The following is an 18,844-nucleotide window of genomic DNA, read 5'->3' as shown; positions in this document are numbered from 1 at the left end:
CCACGCTAGGACCGTGGCACGGGCGGTGTCGCGCGGGATCCGGACATCGTCCTGCGAGATCCTGCCGACCCCCCGACCCCCCGACCCCCCGTCCGTCCGGGCCCGAGCAGGAGAGAACCTCCCCGGACGCCGGTGCCGGGCGTCCAGGGAGGTCGGGGCGGCCGGGGGGTGCCGCCGGTCGGTGGGCCGGGGGTCAGTCGGCCGTGGCGCCGCCGTCGGAGGCGAGCGTCACCTGGGTCTCGGCCTTCTTGCCGTCGCGCAGGTAGGTCAGCGTCACCTGCTCGCCCGGGCGGTAGCCGCGGATGCCGGCCACGAGGGCGTCGGAGCTGCCGACGGGCTGGTTGTTGATGGCGGTGACGATGTCACCGCGCTCCAGGCCCGCCTTCGCGCCGGGGCTGTCCGGGGTGACCTCGGTGATCTCGGCGCCGATGCCGGTGATCTCGTCGTTGGAGACGGCGGGCCGGACGGTGACGCCGATCAGGGCGTGCTCGACCTGCTCGCCCTTGACCAGCTGGTCCGCGACGCTCTTGGCGAGGTCGATCGGGATGGCGAAGCCGAGGCCGATCGACCCGGCGCTGGCCGACGTCGTGCCGCCGGAGCGGATCGCGGAGTTGATGCCCACGACCCGGCCCTCGAGGTCGACGAGCGGCCCGCCGGAGTTGCCCGGGTTGATCGCCGCGTCGGTCTGGACCGCAGGGAACACGGTCGTGTTCTGGCCGGTGCCGTCGGAGGACGACACGGGGCGGTTCAGCGCGCTGACGATGCCGCTGGTCACGGTGCTCTCCAGGCCGAACGGCGAGCCGATCGCCACGACCTCCTCGCCGACGGCGAGGTCGGAGGACTTGCCGAAGGTCGCGGGCGTCAGGCCGGTGCGGTCGACCTTGACCACGGCGAGGTCGGTCTTCGGGTCGCGGCCGACGATCTGGGCCGACGACGTGGTGCCGTCGCTGAAGGCCACCGTGATGGTGCCCTGCTGCGCGGCCGCCTCGACGACGTGGTTGTTGGTCAGGATGTTGCCGTTGCTGCTGATGATGATGCCGGTGCCGGAGCCGGCCTCGCTGCCGCCCGCGACGTTGATCTGCACGACCGACGGGAGCACGGCCTTGGCGACCTTCTCGACCTGGCCGCTCGTGGCCTGGGCGTCGCCGCCGCTGCTGTCGGAGTCGAGCGAGCTGACCACCGGGCTGGTGCCGGAGTCGCCCGTGAGCTGGTCGTACAGCGCGGACCCACCGGCACCGCCGGCGGCGCCCAGCAGGACGATCGCCGCGGCCGCCGCGACCAGACGCGTGCCCCGGCGGCGGGGCTTGGGTGCCGGTGCCGCCTCCTGGGCGACGAACGCCGGAGGCACCGCGCCGCCGCCACCGCCGGGGAGCACGACCGTCGGCTCGCCGGCCGGGGCAGCGGCCTGGGGGGCGGCAGGTGCCTCGTAGCGGTGCGCGTACTCCGGGGGGACGGGGGTGGCGGCCGGCTGCGGTGTCGTCGGCTGCTCGTCGGCGCGGGCCGCGGCCGGCTGCTCGACGGTGGGGTGGGGGTGCTCACCGACCGGGGTCTGCACCGTGGGCTCGTGGTCGGCCGGGGTGCCGGACGGCGTCGGGTCCGCGGCCCCCTGAGGGGCCTGCTCGGAGGTCCCCTCCGCACCGGGGGAGGGGGCGTCGCCGTCACCGCGCTGCGTCGGCGGCGTGTACGGGCGATCGGCGAAGGGATCGTTCTGGTCGGTCATGGGACAACATTCTCCCCGATCGCTGAGACCCCGCTGAGCGGCACGTGTGAGGCACGGAAGAACCGTGCGTCCGTCCTGGTGCGCCGGCCGAGCGCGCCGGTCGGTGCGGTCCGGGGCCGGAGCGGCTCAGGCGGGAGGCGTGTCCGTGGCGGCCGGCAGCTCGAAGGTGACGACCGTGCCGCCCGACGGGGGCGACTCCGCACGCACCGACCCTCCGTGGCGCACGGCGGCCTGGTGGACGATCGACAGCCCGAGGCCGGACCCGGGCATCGTCCGCGCCTCGGTGGAGCGGAAGAACCGCTCGAAGACGTGCGGCAGGTCCTCCGCGGCGATGCCGGGACCCTCGTCGCGGACCGTCAGCACCCCGTCGCGCAGCCGCACGGTGACCGTCCCGCCCTCGGGGCTCCACTTCACGGCGTTGTCGAGCAGGTTGGTCACGGCACGCTCGAGCACGTGGGCCTCGCCGATGACGTCCCAGGGCTCCAGCCGCACGTCGAGCACCAGGCCGCCGGCCCGCGGACGCACCCGCTCGACGGCCTGCTCGACCACGTCGACCAGGTCGAGGGGTTCGGGCGCGCGGTGCAGCGGCTCGTCGCGGGCGAGCTCCACGAGGTCGCCGACGAGGGTGGTGAGCTCGCCGAGCTGCGCGCGGACGTCGTCCATGATCTCGCGACGCTGCTCGATGCTGAGGTCGCGGTCGGAGCGCTCCGTGGCTTGACCGAGCAGCTCGATGTTGGTGCGCAGGCTGGTGAGCGGGGTGCGCAGCTCGTGCCCGGCGTCGGCCACGAGCTGGCGCTGGCGCTGCTGCGACGCGTCGAGCGCCAGCATCATCTGGTTGAACGAGGACGTCAGACGAGCGAGCTCGTCGTGCTCGGAGCCGGTGACCTCGATCGGCTCGAGCTGCGCGGTGCGGGCGACACGCTCGGTCGCGGCCGTGAGCCGACGGACCGGGCGCAGCCCGTTCGTGGCGACCACCCAGCCGGCCACGCCCGCGACGAGGATGCCGACCGCACTGGTGAGCAGGAGGATGACCTTGAGCCGTTCCAGCGACCGCTGCGTCGACTCCATCGACTGCGCCAGCACCAGCGCCTGGCCGGGGCCGGCCTGCACCGCGACGATGCGGTAGGGCACGCCGGCGATCCGCGCCGTCCGCTGCGACGTCTTCTCCTCGCCCAGCGACACCTGGATCTCGCGCTCGTCGAACGGCACGTTCGTCTGCGTCTGCCGCGTGAAGATGCGGCCGCCCTCGACGGAGATGAAGCGGATGCCGAAGACGGCGAGCAGGTCGGTGTCGGCCGTCGACATCGTCGACGGCGAGTAGCCGGCCGCGACGGCCGCGTCGGCGCGCTTGATGAGCGAGGCGTCGAGGGAGTCCTCCAGCTCGGCGCGCACGGTGATGTACACCGTCGCGCTCGCCACGGCCAGCACCGCCGCGACCGCGCCGGTGGTGAGCAGCGCGACGCGCAGGGCGAGCGAGGCTCGTGCGGTGAACGGATGGATGCGCCGGCGGGCGGCGTCCATCACCCCCGGACGTCCGTCGGGGGCGTCCGTCCGGTCCTGCTCGCTCATCAGGGCGGCGTCTCGCGCAGCACGTAGCCGACACCGCGGACGGTGTGCAGCAGCCGCGGCTCGCCCTCGGCCTCGAGCTTGCGTCGGACGTAGCCGACGTACACCTCGAGGGAGTTGGCGGTCGTGGGGAAGTCGAAGCCCCAGACCTCCTCGAGGATGAACGAGCGCTCGAGCACGCGCTTGGGGCGCTGCATGAACAGCTCGAGGAGCGCGAACTCGGTGCGCGTGAGCGAGATGGCCCGACCACCGCGCGTGACGTCGCGGGTGACGGGGTCCAGCGTCAGGTCGGCGAACTCCAGCGGCTGCTCGTCGGCCTCGAGCTCGGCCTGGCGGGCCGAGCGACGCATGAGGGCGCGTACGCGGGCCAGCAGCTCGTCGAGCGCGAAGGGCTTGGTGAGGTAGTCGTCGGCGCCGGCGTCGAGCCCGTCGACCCGGTCGCTCACGGCGTCGCGCGCGGTGAGGACCAGGATGGGTACGTCGTTGCCGGCGCTGCGCAGCGCGCGCGTGGCCTCGAGGCCGTCGAGCCGGGGCATCATCACGTCCATGACGATGATGTCGGGGTCGGTGCGGGGCACGACGGCGAGCGCCTCGGCCCCGTCGGACGCCAGCTCGACCGTGTAGCCGTTGAACTCCAGCGAGCGCCGCAGCGAGTCGCGGACGGCGCGGTCGTCGTCGACCACCAGGATGCGCATGCCCCCAGTGTGCCGAATGCCCCTGTGCGTGCGCTGAGAGCGTGGGCCGACGCGCGCGGCGGCGTCAGTCGGTGGGCGGCTCGAGCGCGGCCTTCGCGGCGGCCGCGGCGCGGGCGCCGTAGGTGCCGCCGAACAGCACGGCGTGCACGAGCAGGGGGTGCAGCTGGTGCAGCGGGACGCGGCCGCGCCAGCCGTCGGCCAGCGGTGCTGCGTCGTCGTAGGACTCCAGCACGCGCTGCAGGTGCGGCAGGCCGAACAGGGCGAGCATGGCCAGGTCGGTCTCGCGGTGGCCGCCGTGCGCGGCGGGGTCGATGATCCAGGCGTCGCCGTCGCTGCCCCAGACGACGTTGCCCGACCACAGGTCGCCGTGGATGCGGGCCGGCGGCTCCGCGGGCCCGGCGAGGTCGTGGATCCGGCTCATCGTGCGCTCGATGGTGTCGGCCTGCTCCGCGGTGAGCGCCCGGCGCTGCACGGCGGCCCGCACGTAGGGCATGACGCGGCGCGACGCGTAGAACTCCGGCCAGGTCTCCATCGGCCGGTTGGGCAGCGGGGCGAGGCCGATGTAGCCGTCGACGTCGGCGCCGAAGGTCGGGGCGCCGGCCGCGTGGGTGCGCGCGAGGGCCTGGCCGAAGCGCTCGGCGGCCTCCACGGTGGGCTTGCCGGGCTCGACCCAGGCGAGCACGACGCAGTCGTCGTCGGCGCCGAGCAGCTCGGGCACCTTCGCGCCGTCGCCGACCTCGGCGAGCCAGCGCAGACCGGCCGCCTCGCGGGCGAAGAAGCCGGCCGGCGCCTGCGGGCGGGTCTTGATGACCGCGACGCGTCCGTCGCTGAGGCGCAGCCGCGTGGTCGTGCAGATGTCGCCACCCGCCACGGGGGTCGTCGCGACCACCCCGTGCCCGATGAGCGCCTCCGCGCGCGCCGCCGTCCCCGTCATCCGTGCCATGGCCGCGAGGTTACCCCGTGACCTCGGCGCGCAGCCGGGGCACGGCGGCGACGATCGCGTCGCTGGTGCGCTCCACGACGGCCAGCACGCGCTGGAAGCCCTCCGGTCCGCCGTACCAGGGGTCGTCGACCTCGTCGTCGCCCTCGGTGGCCTCCGGGTCGAAGGACCGGAACATCCGCACACGGCCCGCGTCGGCGACGGTCGGGGCGAGGTCGGTCATGTCGGCGAGGTTGCTGGCGTCCATCGCGAGCATCAGGTCGGTCTCGGCGTAGGTGTCGCGCGTGAAGGTGCGCGCCCGGTGCCGGCTCGGGTCGTAGCCCGCGTCGCGCAGGGCGGCGGCCGCGCGCTCGTCCATCGCCTCGCCCTCGTGCCAGCCGCCCGTCCCGGAGGAGGTGACGACCACGTCGTCGGCGAGCCCGGCGTCGGCGAGGCGCTGCTCGAGCACGACGTGGGCCATCGGCGAGCGGCAGATGTTGCCCAGGCAGGTGACCTCGAGCCGCAGGGGTGCGTCGGGCACGGCTCAGTCCTCCGCGAACGCGCCGAGGACGGCGTTGACGACGGAGATGACGATCGAGGCCAGCACGGCCCAGCCGAAGCCGTCGATGAAGAACGGCGCGTTCAGGGCGTCGGCGATGCGCGACGTCAGGAGCAGCAGGACGGCGTTGATGACGACGAGCAGCAGGCCGAGGGTGAGGATGATGAAGGGCAGCGAGAGCAGCTTGATCACCGGCGCGACGAACGTGTTGACGACGGCGAAGATCGCGGCGACCACCGCCAGCGTGACGAGCCGCTCGGAGGTCGTGTCGGTCGCGGTGCCGATGCTCATGTGCGTGCCGAGCAGCCACGCGGCGGTCGCGAGGGCGGCGGCACCGAGCACCCAGGAGGTCAGAAGTCGGGAGAGCATGCGTCGATCATGGCAGCGTGCGCGACGCCGGCGCGACGTGCGGCGGAACGCGTTCCGCGTCAGGTGACCGGCGGCAGCTCGTCGGGGTGCGGGTCGCGCCGCGCGGTCTGCGCCAGCACGATGCCGACCAGCACCATCGCGACCCCGCCGAGCTGCACCGCGGTGAGCGACTCGGCGTACCAGCCCCACCCGACCAGCGTCGCGACCACCGGCTCGAGCATCGCGACGACGCTGACCACCGTCGCCGGGAGGGCCCGCAGCGCGAGCAGGAGCAGGAAGAACGGGGTGACGGTGCCGAGCAGCACGATCCACGCCATCGCCGCCCAGGACGGGACGGAGAGGTCGTCGAGCCGGCCGAGCATCGAGGCGTCGGCGCCGAGCGCGTCGGCCCGCCACACGGGTGCGACGACGTTCATGAGGACGGCGGCGAGGGCGAACGCCCAGATGATGTGGTGCAACGGGTCCGCGGACACCCCGTCGTCCTCGCCGAGCAGGAAGTAGCTCGCGAAGCAGACCGCCGCCAGCAGCGCCGCGACGACGCCGAGGCCGTCGAACGCGAGCCCGGACCACACCTGGCTCACGACGGCCAGCCCGGCGAGGGTGAGGCCCAGGGCGGGCCACATCCGTGCGTGCACGGGACGGCGTCGCGCGAACCTCACCCACAGCACCACCAGGACCGGGCCGGTGTACTCCAGCAGCAGCGCGATGCCGAGCGGCAGGCGGTTGATGGCCACGTTGTAGAAGCCCTGGAGCCCGGCGATGCCGACCACGCCGAGGCCCACCAGCAGGGGCAGGCGGCGCGGCGCGGGCAGGCGGAGGGCGTGCCGGTCGACCACCAGCGCGACGACCACGAGCACCACCAGGGCGCCCGTGATGCGGACGGTCGTGAACGTCGCCTCGTCCGTGCCGGACCGCAGCGGGATGCGAGACGCCCCGGCGTTGAGGCCGAACAGGACGGCGGCCGTCAGGACGAGCGCGTAGCCGACGAGGGGCGACCGCACGACGCGCTGCTCGGAGAGGCTCACGGCAGCATCATCGTGGCCCGCGACGACGGGGACGTCGGCGGGTCGAGCCGGGAGGCGGGGGGCTTACGCTCGGGCCCATGACCGTCCCCTCGCCCCGTCCCGTGTTCGACGCGATCCCCGGGTACAAGGCCGGTCGGCCCGCGGAGCACGACGAGCTGAAGCTGTCGAGCAACGAGAACCCGTTCCCGCCCCTGCCGGGCGTCGTCGAGCGTGCCGGGGCGGAGCTGGCACGCGTCAACCGCTACCCGGACGCCGGGGTCGCGCGGCTGCACGCGGCGCTGTCGCAGCACCTGGCGCGCCCCGAGGAGGCGTTCGCCGCCGGCACGGGCTCGGTGGCGGTGCTGTTCTCGCTGCTCGACGCGTACTGCGGCCCGGGCGACGAGGTCGTGACGGCGTGGCGCTCGTTCGAGGCGTACCCCATCGCGGTCACCGTCACGGGTGCCACGCACGTGACCGTGCCGCTGCGCGCCGACCACACCCACGACCTCGACGCGATGGCCGCCGCCGTCACCGACCGCACGCGCGTGGTCGTGGTGTGCACGCCCAACAACCCGACCGGGCCGGTCGTGCGGCACGACGAGCTCGAGCGCTTCGTCGCCGCCCTGCCGCCGTCGGTGCTCGTCGTGGTCGACGAGGCCTACGTCGAGTTCGTGCGCGACCCCGACGCCGCCCGCGGGCTCGACCTGCAGGCCCGGTTCGACAACGTCCTCGTGCTGCGCACGTTCTCGAAGGCCTACGGGCTCGCCGGCCTGCGCGTCGGCTACCTCGTCGGCCACCCCGACGTCGCCGCCGCCGTGCGCAAGGCGACGCCCCCGTTCAGCGTCACCGACGTCGCGCAGGCTGCCGCGGTGGCGTCGCTGGACGCCGCCGACGAGCTCGCCGCCCGTGTGGACGACGTCGTGCAGGGTCGCGGGCTGCTGCTGGAGGGTCTGCGCGCCCAGGGCTGGACCGTGCCCGACACCCAGGCGAACTTCGTGTGGCTGCCGTCGGACCAGGGCCCGCAGCTCGCCGAGGCCTTCTGGCCGGTCGCGGTGCGACCCTTCCCCGGCGCCGCGACCGAAGGCGGCGGCGTGCGGGTCAGCGTCGGCACGACGTCGGCCAACGAGCGCCTCCTCGACGTCGCCGCGCGGCACCTGACGGGGCGGTAGGGCTGGCCATCGGTGGCTGGCCAACCGCAGAACCGCCCCTGCGGTTGATGGTCCACCGCCGGGCGCTGTGGGCCCGGATCGGTGGCTGAGCAACCGCAGAACCGCCCCTGCGGTTGATGGTCCACCGATCGAACGGCGGAGAACCCACCGCGCCCCGCGCCCGCCGCCGGTCGAGGCCTCTCGGAACGCAGGTCCAGCCCAGCCCAGCCCCAAGATCAGGGCGCCAGCCAGGCGTGGACGAGCGGCACGACCGACGCGCCCTCGCCGCTGGCGGAGGCGACGCGCTTCATCGAGCCGGAGCGGATGTCGCCCACCGCGAACACGCCGGGTGCGGTCGTGGCGAGGGTGTCGGGCGGGACGATCGCGTCCGACGCCCACGGGCCGGGCACGCCGCCGGGGCCGAGCCAGGCCTCCTTGGGCACGTCGCGTCCGGTGAGCACGAAGCCGCGCGCGTCGCGGGCGATCGACGCGGGCACCCAGCCGCAGGTCGGCTGCGCGCCGAGCAGGAGGAACAGGCCCGCCGCCGGGACGCGCTCGACCTCGCCTGACGCGTTGGTGCGCAGGTCGAGCCACTCGAGCTGGCCGGCGCCGCCGCCGTCGACCACCTCGACCCCGACCCGCACCTGGACGCGCTCGTTCCAGCGCAGCTCGTCGATGAGGTACTGCGACATCGTCTCGGCGAGGTCGCGGCGGACCACGATCGTCACCGACGAGGCGAAGCGGGCGAGGTGGATCGCCGCCTGTCCGGCGGAGTTGCCGCCACCGACCACGACGACGGGCTGGCCCTCGACCTCCGGCGCCGCCGTCATCGCGGACCCGTAGTACACGCCGCGACCGACGAGCTCCTCGACCGACGCGACGCCCAGGTGGCGGTAGGCGACGCCCGTCGCGATGACGACGGTGCGCGCCCGCACGTGCCCGCCGCCGGGGGTGGTGAGCACGTGCTCGCGCTCGTCGTGGGCGAGCGACGCGTCGCACGGCTGCAGCGCGTCGACCTCCCAGCCGGTGAGGAAGCGCGCGCCGAAGCGGACGGCCTGGTTGCGGGCACGCTGCGCGAGCCGCATGCCCGACACGCCCCGCGGGAAGCCGAGGTAGTTGCGGATCATCGAGCTGGTGCCGGCCTGGCCGCCGACGGCCTCGGCCTCCAGGACCACGGTGCTGAGACCCTCGCTCGCGGCGTACACCGCCGTGGCGAGACCGGCCGGACCGGCGCCGACGACGGCCACGTCGACCACGTCGGGCAGGACCGTCTCCCCGCTCGAGCCGTTGAGCACCTGGGCGACGTCGCGCACCGACGTCGCCACGAACGGCGCGCGGTACACGCTCGCCACGACGGGCTCGCCCGGCTCCGACTCCTCGACCTCGCCAGACCCCTCGCGCGCGGCGGCGAGCTCGGCCAGGACCTCCCGGCCGACGTCGCTGTCGGGGTGGTGGACGCCCGCGGGGATGCCCATCCGGTGCGCGAAGTCGCGGACGGCGGCGGTGACGGGGTTGCCGGGGCGCGACACGAGGCGGATGGTCTCGACCTCGGGCCGCGCGACGGTGGAGCCCCAGTCCGACAGCAGCTCCACGACGGCGGCGTGGAACTCCTCGTCGCGCAGTCCGCGGGGCATGAGCAGGAAGGCGTCGAACTTCCCGTGCGCCAGCCCCGGGCGCAGGCGGTCGCCGTCCTCGAGGAACCGGTCCCAGGGCACCGTGACCAGGCGGCGGGCCGTCGGGACCACGCGGCGCCAGGCGGCGAACGACGTCCACACGTCGGCGTCGGGGAGGGCGGCGTCCTGCACGAGGAGGGCGATCTGCCGGTCGGCGGCGCACAGCCGCTCGAGCAGCGCGGTCGCGTCGGCGCACGTGCGCACGACGCGGACGTCGTAGTCGCGGTGGTAGCGACGGAACTCGTCGTCGAGGTGGGAGGCGTGCTCGTCGCTCGCCAGGACGATCACCGGGTGGTCCACGACCCCAGTCTAGGAAGGTGCCCCCTTGGCGTCGTCCCTCCGACCGGCTACGGTGACGACAGGTGTGACTGCGGTCACGCCTCGACCAGGACGTCTGCGCCACCACTGCAGGCCATCGGTCCCGTACCGCCCCACCGCCGTGGAGACCCCACGTCGGACGCGAGAGGAACAGCGCATGACCGTACCCGTGCACACCCCAGGCTCCGAGACGGCGCGACCGGTGACCACACCGTCCACCGTCGACACCGAGCTCGTCCAGCTCCTGACGCCCGAGGGCCGTCGTGTCGAGCACGAGCGCTACGCGTTCGACGGCGACGACGAGAGCGTCCGGTCCCTGTACCGCGACCTCCTCCTCGTCCGTCGTGTCGACCACGAGGCGCACGCGCTGCAGCGTCACGGCGAGCTGGGTCTGTGGGCGCAGTGCCTGGGCCAGGAGGCCGCCCAGGTCGGCTCGGGCCGCGCGCTCCGGTCGCAGGACTTCGCGTTCCCCACCTACCGCGAGCACGGCGTCGCCTGGTGCCGCGGCATCGACCCGGCCAAGCTGCTCGGCCTGTTCCGCGGTGTCGAGCTCGGCGGCTGGGACCCCGCCGAGACCGGCATGGCGCTCTACAGCATCATCATCGGCGCGCAGACCATGCACGCCACCGGCTACGCGATGGCGCTGCAGCGGGACGGCGCGGTCGGCACCGGCGACCCGACCCGCGACGCCGCCGCGCTCGCGTACTTCGGCGACGGGGCCAGCAGCCAGGGCGACGTGCACGAGGCGTTCGTGTGGGCGTCGTCGTTCAACGCGCCCGTCGTGTTCTTCTGCCAGAACAACCACTGGGCCATCTCGGTGCCGCTCGCGCGCCAGAGCCGCACCCCGCTCGTGCAGCGCGCGGCCGGCTACGGCTTCGGCGGGGTGCGCGTGGACGGCAACGACGTGCTCGCCGTCCACGCCGTCACGCAGGCCGCGCTGCAGCGGGCCCGCGACGGCGAGGGCCCGACGCTCGTCGAGGCGGTCACCTACCGCATGGGTGCGCACACGACGTCCGACGACCCGACGCGCTACCGCGACTCGGCCGAGGTCGAGGCGTGGCGGCACCGCGACCCGCTGGCCCGGGTCGAGCGCTACCTGCGCGAGCTCGACACGCCCGAGTCGTTCTTCACCGACCTGCAGACGGAGGCCGACGACCTCGGCGCGCACCTGCGCGAGGCCTGCCGCTCGCTGCCCGAGCCCGACCTCGGCGCGCTGTTCGACGGCGTGTACGCCGACGCGCACCCCGAGCTCGCCGCGCAGAAGGCCGAGTACCTCGCCTACCGCGACTCCTTCGACACCGAGGGCGGTGCGGCATGAGCACCAGCACCAGCGAGCGGACGTCCGCGGTGGGTCAGCGGCTCAGCCTCGGCAAGGCGATCAACGCCGGGCTCCGGGCGGCCATGGAGGCCGACCCGAAGGTGGTCGTCATGGGTGAGGACGTTGGCCCGCTGGGTGGCGTCTTCCGCGTGACGGAGGGTCTGCAGAAGGACTTCGGCGAGGACCGCGTCATCGACACGCCGCTCGGCGAGTCGGGCATCGTCGGCGCCGCCGTCGGCATGATGCTGCGCGGCTACCGGCCGGTGATGGAGATCCAGTTCGACGGCTTCGTCTACCCGGCGTACGACCAGATCGTCAGCCAGGTGGCCAAGCTGCACGCCCGCAGCCAGGGCGTCGTGCGGATGCCGGCCGTCATCCGCATCCCGTTCGGTGGCGGCATCGGCGCGGTCGAGCACCACTCCGAGAGCCCCGAGGCGCAGTTCTGCCTCACGGCGGGCCTGCGCGTGGTGAGCCCGTCCAACGCGCACGACGCGTACTGGATGATCCAGCAGGCGGTCGCGAGCGACGACCCGGTCGTGTTCATGGAGCCGAAGCGTCGGTACTGGGACGCCGGGCCGGTCGGCCAGGAGAGCACGCCGCTGCACGCGTCGCAGGTGGTGCGCGACGGCCGCCACGCGACCCTGCTCGCCTACGGACCCATGGTCCGCACGTGCCTGGAGTCGGCGGAGGCGGCCGCGGAGGACGGCGTCGACCTCGAGGTGATCGACCTGCGCACCCTCAGCCCGCTCGACCTCGGCCCCGTGCACGAGTCCGTCCGCCGCACCGGTCGCGCGGTCGTCGTGCACGAGGCGTCGCGCACGCTCGGCCTCGGTGCCGAGATCGCCGCGCGTGTGCAGGAGGAGTGCTTCTACTCCCTCGAGGCGCCCGTGCTGCGCGTCACCGGCTACGACCTGCCCTACCCGCCGAGTCGGGTGGAGGAGGAGTTCCTGCCCGACCTCGACCGTGTGCTCGACGCCGTCGACCGCGCGATGGCGTTCTGAGAGGAGGGGAGCACTCATGAGCGAGCGACAGCGAGTGAACGATCAGCACCTCACGACGGTGCACCCGTACCGTGCTCTTCCGACGGGGGTGGCGTCGTGAGCGAGTTCAGGCTGCCCGACGTGGGCGAGGGACTGACCGAGGCCGAGGTGCTCACGTGGCACGTGGCCGTGGGCGACGTGGTCGAGGTCAACCAGACGATCGTCGACATCGAGACCGCGAAGTCGGTCGTGGAGCTGCCCAGCCCGTTCGCGGGCGAGGTGACGGCGCTGCTGGTGCCGGAGGGCACGACCGTGCCGGTGGGCACGCCGATCATCGCGATCGGCGGCCCCACGGGACCGGTCGTCCCCGACGACGCGTCGTCGCTGGTCGACGACGGGGAGTCGGTGGACGGGGAGGAGTCGGCGGGGGAGCCGGCGGTGCAGTCGGTGGGGGAGAAGCGTGAGCCCGTGCTCGTCGGCTACGGCGTGCGCACCGCGTCGACGCGTCGCCGTCGGCGCAAGGGCGAGTCGGCGTCGGCACCGTCGGAGCCGGTCGAGGCCGCACCGGGCCGGGTGGCGACGATCGACCGTCGCGCGCTGGCGAAGCCGCCCGTGCGCAAGCTGGCCAAGGACCACGGCGTCGACCTGCTCGAGGTGCCCTGCGACGGCCCGGTCGTCACGCGGGCCGACGTCGAGGCGTTCATCGCCGGCCGACGTCCCGAGCCGCAGGCCGCGGCACCCGCGTCGGCGCCGGTCGCCGCCGCGGACGGGGACACCCGCATTCCGGTCAAGGGCGTCCGCAAGGCGACGGCCCAGGCGATGGTCAGCTCGGCGTTCACCGCACCGCACGTCACCGAGTGGGTGACGCTCGACGTGAGCGCGACGATGGAGCTCGTCGAGCGGCTCAAGGCCGACCGTCGGTTCGCGGGCGTCAAGGTGTCGCCGACGCTCGTCGTCGCGAAGGCCGTCTGCCTCGCGCTGACCCGCACGCCCGAGCTGAACGCCAGCTGGGACGAGGCCGCGCAGGAGATCGTGCTGAAGGGGTCGGTGAACCTCGGCGTCGCCGCGGCCACCGAGCGTGGGCTGGTGGTGCCGAACATTCCCGGTGCCGACCGGATGACGCTGCTCGAGCTGGCCGAGGCGCTCGGCGAGCTCACCGCCACGGCCCGCGCGGGTCGCACCCAGCCGGCCCAGATGAGCGGCGGCACGTTCACGATCACCAACGTCGGCGTGTTCGGCGTCGACGCGGGCACGCCCATCCTCAACCCGGGCGAGACCGGCATCCTGTGCGTCGGCCAGATCGACCGGCGTCCGTGGGTCACGGGAACACCCGGCGGGGCTGACGAGAGGGTCGAGCCGCGGTGGGTCACCACGCTCGCGGTGAGCTTCGACCACCGGGTCGTCGACGGCCAGCAGGGTTCGCGCTTCCTCGCCGACGTGGCGTCGATCCTGCGCGACCCCGCCCTCGCCCTCACCTTCTGACCCGGGTTGCCCTTTGGGTTGGGCCCAACCCCAAGGGCAACCCCCCAACGCAGTGCTGGGGTGGGACGCACCCTTGGAGGTGGGACGCCCGCCGGGTCAGGCGGGGAGGCGCTCGCCCGCCTCGACGACGTCGGTGATCGTGTTGCCCGGCGATGCGAGGGGGCAGCGCCAGCGGTCGTCGTAGCGGCACGACGGGTGGTAGGCGAAGTTCAGGTCGAGCACGACCGTGCCGCCGTCGGCACCCCCGCCGTGCTCGACTGCCGCCCGGGGCCCGGCACCCCCGCCGTGCCCGGCTGCCGCGCTCTGCTGGTCTGCAGCGGGCCCGGCACCCCCGCCGAGCCACGACCCCTTCGCGGTGTCGAGCAGGTAGCGTCCCGCGCCGTACGACGCGGCGCCGTCGGCGCGGCCCGACGTCGCGTCGCGCAGGGGCACGAAGATGCCGCCGGCGTACTGCAGGAGCGTCCAGACGTCGAGCGTCGAGCCGGTGGGCAGCTCGAGCCTGCCCGTCCGCCGCATCGTCACGTCGCCGTCGCCACCCCCGTCGACGACGCGCTCGTCGGGGTCCGTCGCGTCGGTCGGTGCGGGCAGGAGCGGCAGCTCGAAGCGCCACGCCGGGTCGTAGGGCCAGTAGGGCAGGCCCGTCTCGCGCAGCGGGTCGCGGGCCGGCAACGGCGACTGCGGGTGGCTGCGGAACAGCTCGTCGCGACCCTGCCGCCAGGTGGCGTGCCCCCGTTCGGGGTCGGGGTCCGCGCGGACCTGCTCGTAGAGCGCGGCCACGCGCACCCGCCAGTCGACCAAGGTCAGCAGCACACCGCCCAAACTACGATGCGGACGCCGGGACCGCAGCCCGCGCGTGCAGCGCACCCACCACGCACACGACCAGCGTGATCGCGGCCGCGAGCAGCAGGCCGGCCCCCAGGTGCCAGCGCAGCAGCGCGGCGCCCGCCGCCGCACCCGCGAGGATCAGCACCACCGCGGCCACGCGACGACCCGACCCGCCGCCCTTGCCGTTCCCGAGCACGGAGTCGGCGGCCAGGCCCGTGATCGTCGACGTGACGACCACGGTGGTGACGTCCTTGACGGCGATGAACCGGGCGGTCGCGGCCTGCAGGCCCATCGCCGCGCCCAGCAGCGTCGTGATGACGACCTGTCCCACGTGACCGACCTCGTCGCCGACCACGAACAGCACGACGCCGAGCGCGAGGATCGACGCACCGACGCAGGCGATCAGCGTCGTCGTGCGGGCCGACCACCCGGTCCGCGCGCCCTTCAGCACCCGACCGCCGAGCGCGGCCCCCGCCAGGAACCCGACCAGCGCGAGCGCCGGTCCGAGGATCGGGAGGTCGTCGGCGCCCACGACCGCCATGCCGAGGATCACGACGTTGCCGGTCATGTTGCCGGTGAACACGCGGTCGAGCCCGAGGTAGCCGACCGCGTCGATCACCCCCGTCGAGAAGGTGAGGGCGAGCATGAGGACGAGGTTCATCCGGTCGGACGGGATGCGGCGCAGCATCCCCAGATTCTGACGGTGCGGTCGGGCGGGGTCGTGGCCGGGATGTCACGAGTCCGTGACATGGGGTCTCTAGGGTGTCCGTCCATGACCACCCACCAGGGCCCCCCGCGCAGCACGCCGCTCGACGCCGCACCCCTCCACACGGGCACCGGCGTCCCGTCCGGCGCGACCTACCTGCCGTCCACGGCCGGCCACGTGCTGTGGGGCCGCCTGCCCTGCGCCACCGACCGCGCCGTGCTGTCCGTCGACCCGGGCGACGAGGTCGTGGTCGACACGATCAGCCACGAGGGCATCCTCGAGGACCAGGGCCGCGACCCGCGCGCGTTCTTCGAGCCGTACGGCGTCGACGTGCTCGACGACGCGGTGGCGCTCGCCGCGTCCGGCTACCCGCGGACGTTCGGGGTCGACGGACCGCACGTGGTCACCGGCCCGATCGAGGTCCGCGGCGCACGTCCGGGCGACCTGCTGGCCATGACGCTCGTCGACGCCCAGCAGCGCGTGCCGTACGGCGTCGTCTCGAACCGGCACGGCAAGGGTGCGCTGCCCGGCGAGTACCCGCTCGACGGCGACGTGTTCAGCGTGTTCGCCCGCGCCGAGGGCGACACCGGGGTGATGGCGTACGGCCCGGACGACGCGCGCACCGTACGGTTCCCGCTCGCGCCCTTCCTCGGCATCATGGGCGTCGCGGTCGACGGCGACGAGCGACCGCACACCGTGCCGCCCGGTGCGCACGGCGGCAACCTCGACATCAACCTGCTCACCGCGGGCGCGACCCTCTACCTGCCCGTGCAGGTGGCCGGCGCGCTCGCCTACGTCGGCGACCCGCACTTCGCGCAGGGTGGTGGGGAGGTCGCGCTCACCGCGATGGAGGCGTCGCTGCGGGCGACGGTGCGCCTCGACGTGGTGCCGCGCGAGGAGGCCGTGGCGCAGTTCGGCGAGCTGGTCGGCCCCCTGGCCCGCACCCGCGAGTACCTCGTGCCGACGGGCCTCGACCCCGACCTCGACGTCGCGACCCAGAACTGCGTGCGTGCGGCGATCGGGCTGCTGCAGGCGCGTTACGGGATGGACCCCCGGCATGCGTACGCGTACCTGAGCGCGTCCACCGACTTCGACATCAGCCAGGTGGTCGACGTGGTGAAGGGCGTGCACGCACGGATCCGGCTGGCGGACTTCGCGTGAGCGACGACGCGCCCGAGGGGCTGCTCGAGGCCTTCTGGGCCTACGAGAAGGCGCTCATGTCCGACGACCTGGAGACGCTCGACGCCCTCTTCGCCGACCGTCCCGACACGCTGCGCGGCGACGCCGCCGGCCTGCTCGTCGGCCACGAGACGATCAGCCGCTTCCGCGGGTCGCGCGGTGGTGCACCGCGGCGGACGATCGCCGAGGTGCACGTGCGGGTGGTCGACCCGACCCACGCGCTCGTCGTCGCGGTGACCGCGCCGGAGCGTGGCGGTCGGGGCCAGCAGACGCAGCTGTGGGAGCGGACCGAGGTGGGCTGGCAGGTCACGGCCGCGCACGTCGCGGTGCCGGCGCCGGCCGTCGACACCCGGGTCTGGCGGGCGGTCGGCGACCCGCTCGTCCGGCCCGGGTCGGGGCCGCTGTCGGGCGAGAGCGTCGCGGTGAAGGACCTGTTCGCCGTCGCCGGGCAGCCGGTCGGCGCCGGCAACCCGACCTGGGCCGCCCACGCGCCCGTCGAGTCGAGCCACGCCTGGGCCGTGCATGCCCTGCTGGGCGCCGGTGCGTCGGTGCGCGGCATCGCCCGCACCGACGAGTTCGCGTACAGCCTGGCCGGCACGAACGCGCACTTCGGCACCCCGCCGAACCCCCGGGCGCCCGGACGCATCTCCGGTGGCTCGTCCTCGGGGTCGGCGTCGGCCGTCGCGCTCGGCCACGCGACGGTCGGGCTGGGCACCGACACCGGCGGCTCGATCCGGGTCCCCGCCGCCTACCAGGGCCTGTACGGGATGCGACCGACGCACGGCAGCGTGCCGACCGCCGGGCTGATGCCGCTCGCGCCGTCGTTCGACACGGTGGGGTGGATGACCCGCGACGCGAGCCTGCTGCGCCGGGTCGGGGCCGTGCTGCTGCCCGACGCCGCGCCCCGCCCGCTGCGCGACGTCGTGGTGGTGCCCGAGCTCATGGCTCTCGCGTCGCCCGACGTGCGAGTGGCGATCGAGACGTTCCTCGAGGACGGTCCGCGAGGCGCCGGCTGGGGCGGTGACGGCGGCACCCTCGTCGAGGAGTCCTGGGACCTGCCGGCGGAGTGGCCGGAGGTGTTCCGGGTGCACCAGGCGGCACAGGCCTGGCAGAGCCACGGCTGGTGGCTGCGCACCCGCCTGGACTCCCTGGGCGCCGACGTGCGGAGCCGCTTCGAGATGGCCGCCGAGATCGACCACGACGCCGCCGTGCAGGCCGCGGACGACGCCGCCCGGGCGCGGGACGCGGTGCGGCGTCTCGTCGGCGACCGCGTGGTGGTCCTGCCGTCGGCACCGACGGTGGCGCCGGAGCTGGGGGCCGACCTCGGCGAGGTGCGTGCGGCCACCCTGCGCCTGACCTGCGTGGCCGGGCTCGGCGGCCTCCCGGCGGTCAGCGTCCCGCTCACCACGGCCGACGGCCTGCCGTGCGGTGTCTGCCTCGTGGGACCGCCCCGCCGCGACCTCGACCTGCTCGACCTCGTGGCGGGTCCGCTCCGCTCGTGAGGCGGTGTCCGTTACCCGGATGAAACGCGGGTTGCACGAGACGTAACACGATGGTCCTAGCGTTCCTCGGGACGAGGGAGGGACCACGTGGACATCACGACGTTCGACACGGCCGACGCCGACCAGGCCGAGGCCGTGCTGCGCACCTGCGCCGACGTCGACGCGTGGGTCGACGCCCTCGTCGCGGGGCGCCCCTACGGGAGCGTCGCGGCGCTCGTGGCACGGGCCGACGCGCTGGCCGCGGGCTGGACGGGAGCGCAGGTCGAGGCCGCGCTCGCCGACCACCCGCGCATCGGGGAGCGGCACGTCGGCACGGGTCGCAGCGCCGACCTCTCCGGACGCGAGCAGTCCGGTGTCGACCGCTCCGCCGACACCGCGGCGCGCCTCGCGGCGGGCAACGCGGCCTACGAGGAGCGGTTCGACCGGATCTTCCTCGTGCGCGCGGCCGGGCGCAGCGCCGACGAGATCCTCGCCCTGCTCGAGCAACGGCTCACGAACGACCCCGACACGGAGCTGGCGGTCACCGCAGGCCAGCTCCGCGAGATCGCCCTGCTGCGGCTGGAGGACACGTTCGCATGACCACCCTCTCCACCCACGTGCTCGACGCCGCGCTCGGGCGCCCCGCGGCCGGCCTCGTCGTCTCGCTCGACGACGCGGTCACCGCGACCACCGACGCCGACGGTCGCATCCGCTTCGACGACCCCGTCGACGTCGGGGTCCACGAGCTCGTCTTCGCGACCGGTCCCTGGTTCGCCGACCAGGACCGCAGCACCTTCTACCCCGTCGTGCGCGTCGCGTTCGAGGCGGGGGCGGGCCAGGAGCACCACCACGTGGCGCTGCTGCTGAGCCCGTTCGCCTACACCACCTACCGAGGGAGTTGA

At 74.3% G+C, this 18,844-nt stretch carries 18 protein-coding genes; 8 read left to right on the top strand and 10 right to left on the bottom strand.

Annotated features, from left to right (window positions below):
- Window positions 1-193: 193 nt before the first annotated feature.
- The 7 genes from AC3WRM_RS04670 to AC3WRM_RS04640 form a co-directional block, all read right to left on the bottom strand.
- Window positions 194-1,720 (bottom strand): S1C family serine protease, encoded by a 1,527-nt coding sequence (locus tag AC3WRM_RS04670; RefSeq protein WP_492247405.1) that lies wholly within the window; start codon window positions 1,718-1,720, stop codon window positions 194-196.
- Between the two features lie 126 nt (window positions 1,721-1,846).
- Window positions 1,847-3,289: a sensor histidine kinase gene (locus tag AC3WRM_RS04665; RefSeq protein ID WP_492247406.1), complete on the bottom strand. Its 1,443-nt coding sequence runs from the start codon at window positions 3,287-3,289 to the stop codon at window positions 1,847-1,849.
- Complete coding sequence (locus AC3WRM_RS04660; RefSeq protein ID WP_253025940.1) at window positions 3,289-3,981, bottom strand: response regulator transcription factor; 693 nt, start codon at window positions 3,979-3,981, stop codon at window positions 3,289-3,291. Before AC3WRM_RS04660 ends, AC3WRM_RS04665 begins: the two co-directional genes overlap by 1 nt.
- A gap of 64 nt (window positions 3,982-4,045) precedes the next feature.
- On the bottom strand, window positions 4,046-4,924 hold the full coding sequence (locus AC3WRM_RS04655; protein WP_492247407.1) for a fructosamine kinase family protein: 879 nt from the start codon (window positions 4,922-4,924) through the stop codon (window positions 4,046-4,048).
- 10 nt (window positions 4,925-4,934) lie between these two features.
- Window positions 4,935-5,441, bottom strand: coding sequence for a low molecular weight protein-tyrosine-phosphatase (locus AC3WRM_RS04650; protein ID WP_492247408.1), 507 nt, complete (start codon window positions 5,439-5,441; stop codon window positions 4,935-4,937).
- A gap of 3 nt (window positions 5,442-5,444) precedes the next feature.
- Window positions 5,445-5,828 carry a phage holin family protein gene (locus tag AC3WRM_RS04645; RefSeq protein WP_492247409.1) on the bottom strand — a complete coding sequence of 128 codons (384 nt, stop codon included), beginning with the start codon at window positions 5,826-5,828 and terminating at the stop codon, window positions 5,445-5,447.
- A gap of 59 nt (window positions 5,829-5,887) precedes the next feature.
- Window positions 5,888-6,853, bottom strand: coding sequence for an EamA family transporter (locus AC3WRM_RS04640; RefSeq protein ID WP_492247410.1), 966 nt, complete (start codon window positions 6,851-6,853; stop codon window positions 5,888-5,890).
- 77 nt (window positions 6,854-6,930) lie between these two features.
- Between AC3WRM_RS04640 and AC3WRM_RS04635 the strand changes: the two genes are divergently transcribed.
- Window positions 6,931-8,001 carry a histidinol-phosphate transaminase gene (locus AC3WRM_RS04635; protein ID WP_492247411.1) on the top strand — a complete coding sequence of 357 codons (1,071 nt, stop codon included), beginning with the start codon at window positions 6,931-6,933 and terminating at the stop codon, window positions 7,999-8,001.
- Window positions 8,002-8,216: 215 nt separating this feature from the next.
- Here AC3WRM_RS04635 and AC3WRM_RS04630 read toward each other — a convergent pair whose 3' ends face one another.
- Window positions 8,217-9,953 carry an NAD(P)/FAD-dependent oxidoreductase gene (locus AC3WRM_RS04630; RefSeq protein WP_492247412.1) on the bottom strand — a complete coding sequence of 579 codons (1,737 nt, stop codon included), beginning with the start codon at window positions 9,951-9,953 and terminating at the stop codon, window positions 8,217-8,219.
- 175 nt (window positions 9,954-10,128) lie between these two features.
- On the opposite strand from AC3WRM_RS04630, the gene pdhA reads away from it, so the two are divergent.
- From pdhA to AC3WRM_RS04615, 3 genes are all read left to right on the top strand, one after another.
- Window positions 10,129-11,289, top strand: a complete 1,161-nt coding sequence (gene pdhA, locus AC3WRM_RS04625) for a pyruvate dehydrogenase (acetyl-transferring) E1 component subunit alpha (RefSeq protein WP_492247413.1) — start codon at window positions 10,129-10,131, stop codon at window positions 11,287-11,289.
- Window positions 11,286-12,290: an alpha-ketoacid dehydrogenase subunit beta gene (locus AC3WRM_RS04620; RefSeq protein WP_492247414.1), complete on the top strand. Its 1,005-nt coding sequence runs from the start codon at window positions 11,286-11,288 to the stop codon at window positions 12,288-12,290. The genes pdhA and AC3WRM_RS04620 overlap by 4 nt, the downstream gene beginning before the upstream one ends.
- Window positions 12,291-12,386: 96 nt before the next feature.
- The gene (locus AC3WRM_RS04615; RefSeq protein ID WP_492247415.1) at window positions 12,387-13,751 is read left to right on the top strand and encodes a dihydrolipoamide acetyltransferase family protein; all 1,365 of its coding nucleotides are present in this window, start codon (window positions 12,387-12,389) and stop codon (window positions 13,749-13,751) included.
- Between the two features lie 96 nt (window positions 13,752-13,847).
- Here AC3WRM_RS04615 and AC3WRM_RS04610 read toward each other — a convergent pair whose 3' ends face one another.
- Window positions 13,848-14,561: a DUF1684 domain-containing protein gene (locus tag AC3WRM_RS04610; RefSeq protein ID WP_492247416.1), complete on the bottom strand. Its 714-nt coding sequence runs from the start codon at window positions 14,559-14,561 to the stop codon at window positions 13,848-13,850.
- Between the two features lie 10 nt (window positions 14,562-14,571).
- On the bottom strand, window positions 14,572-15,264 hold the full coding sequence (locus AC3WRM_RS04605; RefSeq protein ID WP_492247417.1) for a YoaK family protein: 693 nt from the start codon (window positions 15,262-15,264) through the stop codon (window positions 14,572-14,574).
- A gap of 84 nt (window positions 15,265-15,348) precedes the next feature.
- On the opposite strand from AC3WRM_RS04605, the gene AC3WRM_RS04600 reads away from it, so the two are divergent.
- The 4 genes from AC3WRM_RS04600 (at window position 15,349) to uraH (ending at window position 18,844) form a co-directional block, all read left to right on the top strand.
- On the top strand, window positions 15,349-16,443 hold the full coding sequence (locus AC3WRM_RS04600) for an acetamidase/formamidase family protein (protein ID WP_492247418.1): 1,095 nt from the start codon (window positions 15,349-15,351) through the stop codon (window positions 16,441-16,443).
- Window positions 16,440-17,963: an AtzH-like domain-containing protein gene (locus AC3WRM_RS04595; RefSeq protein WP_492247419.1), complete on the top strand. Its 1,524-nt coding sequence runs from the start codon at window positions 16,440-16,442 to the stop codon at window positions 17,961-17,963. Before AC3WRM_RS04600 ends, AC3WRM_RS04595 begins: the two co-directional genes overlap by 4 nt.
- A gap of 87 nt (window positions 17,964-18,050) precedes the next feature.
- Window positions 18,051-18,542 carry a 2-oxo-4-hydroxy-4-carboxy-5-ureidoimidazoline decarboxylase gene (gene uraD / locus AC3WRM_RS04590; RefSeq protein ID WP_492247420.1) on the top strand — a complete coding sequence of 164 codons (492 nt, stop codon included), beginning with the start codon at window positions 18,051-18,053 and terminating at the stop codon, window positions 18,540-18,542.
- The gene (gene uraH, locus AC3WRM_RS04585; RefSeq protein WP_492247421.1) at window positions 18,539-18,844 is read left to right on the top strand and encodes a hydroxyisourate hydrolase; all 306 of its coding nucleotides are present in this window, start codon (window positions 18,539-18,541) and stop codon (window positions 18,842-18,844) included. The genes uraD and uraH overlap by 4 nt, the downstream gene beginning before the upstream one ends.

It is taken from the genome of Aeromicrobium sp. EU05-FHT14F07 (assembly GCF_058790455.1).
This window is presented reverse-complemented; position numbering and strand designations above follow the sequence as displayed.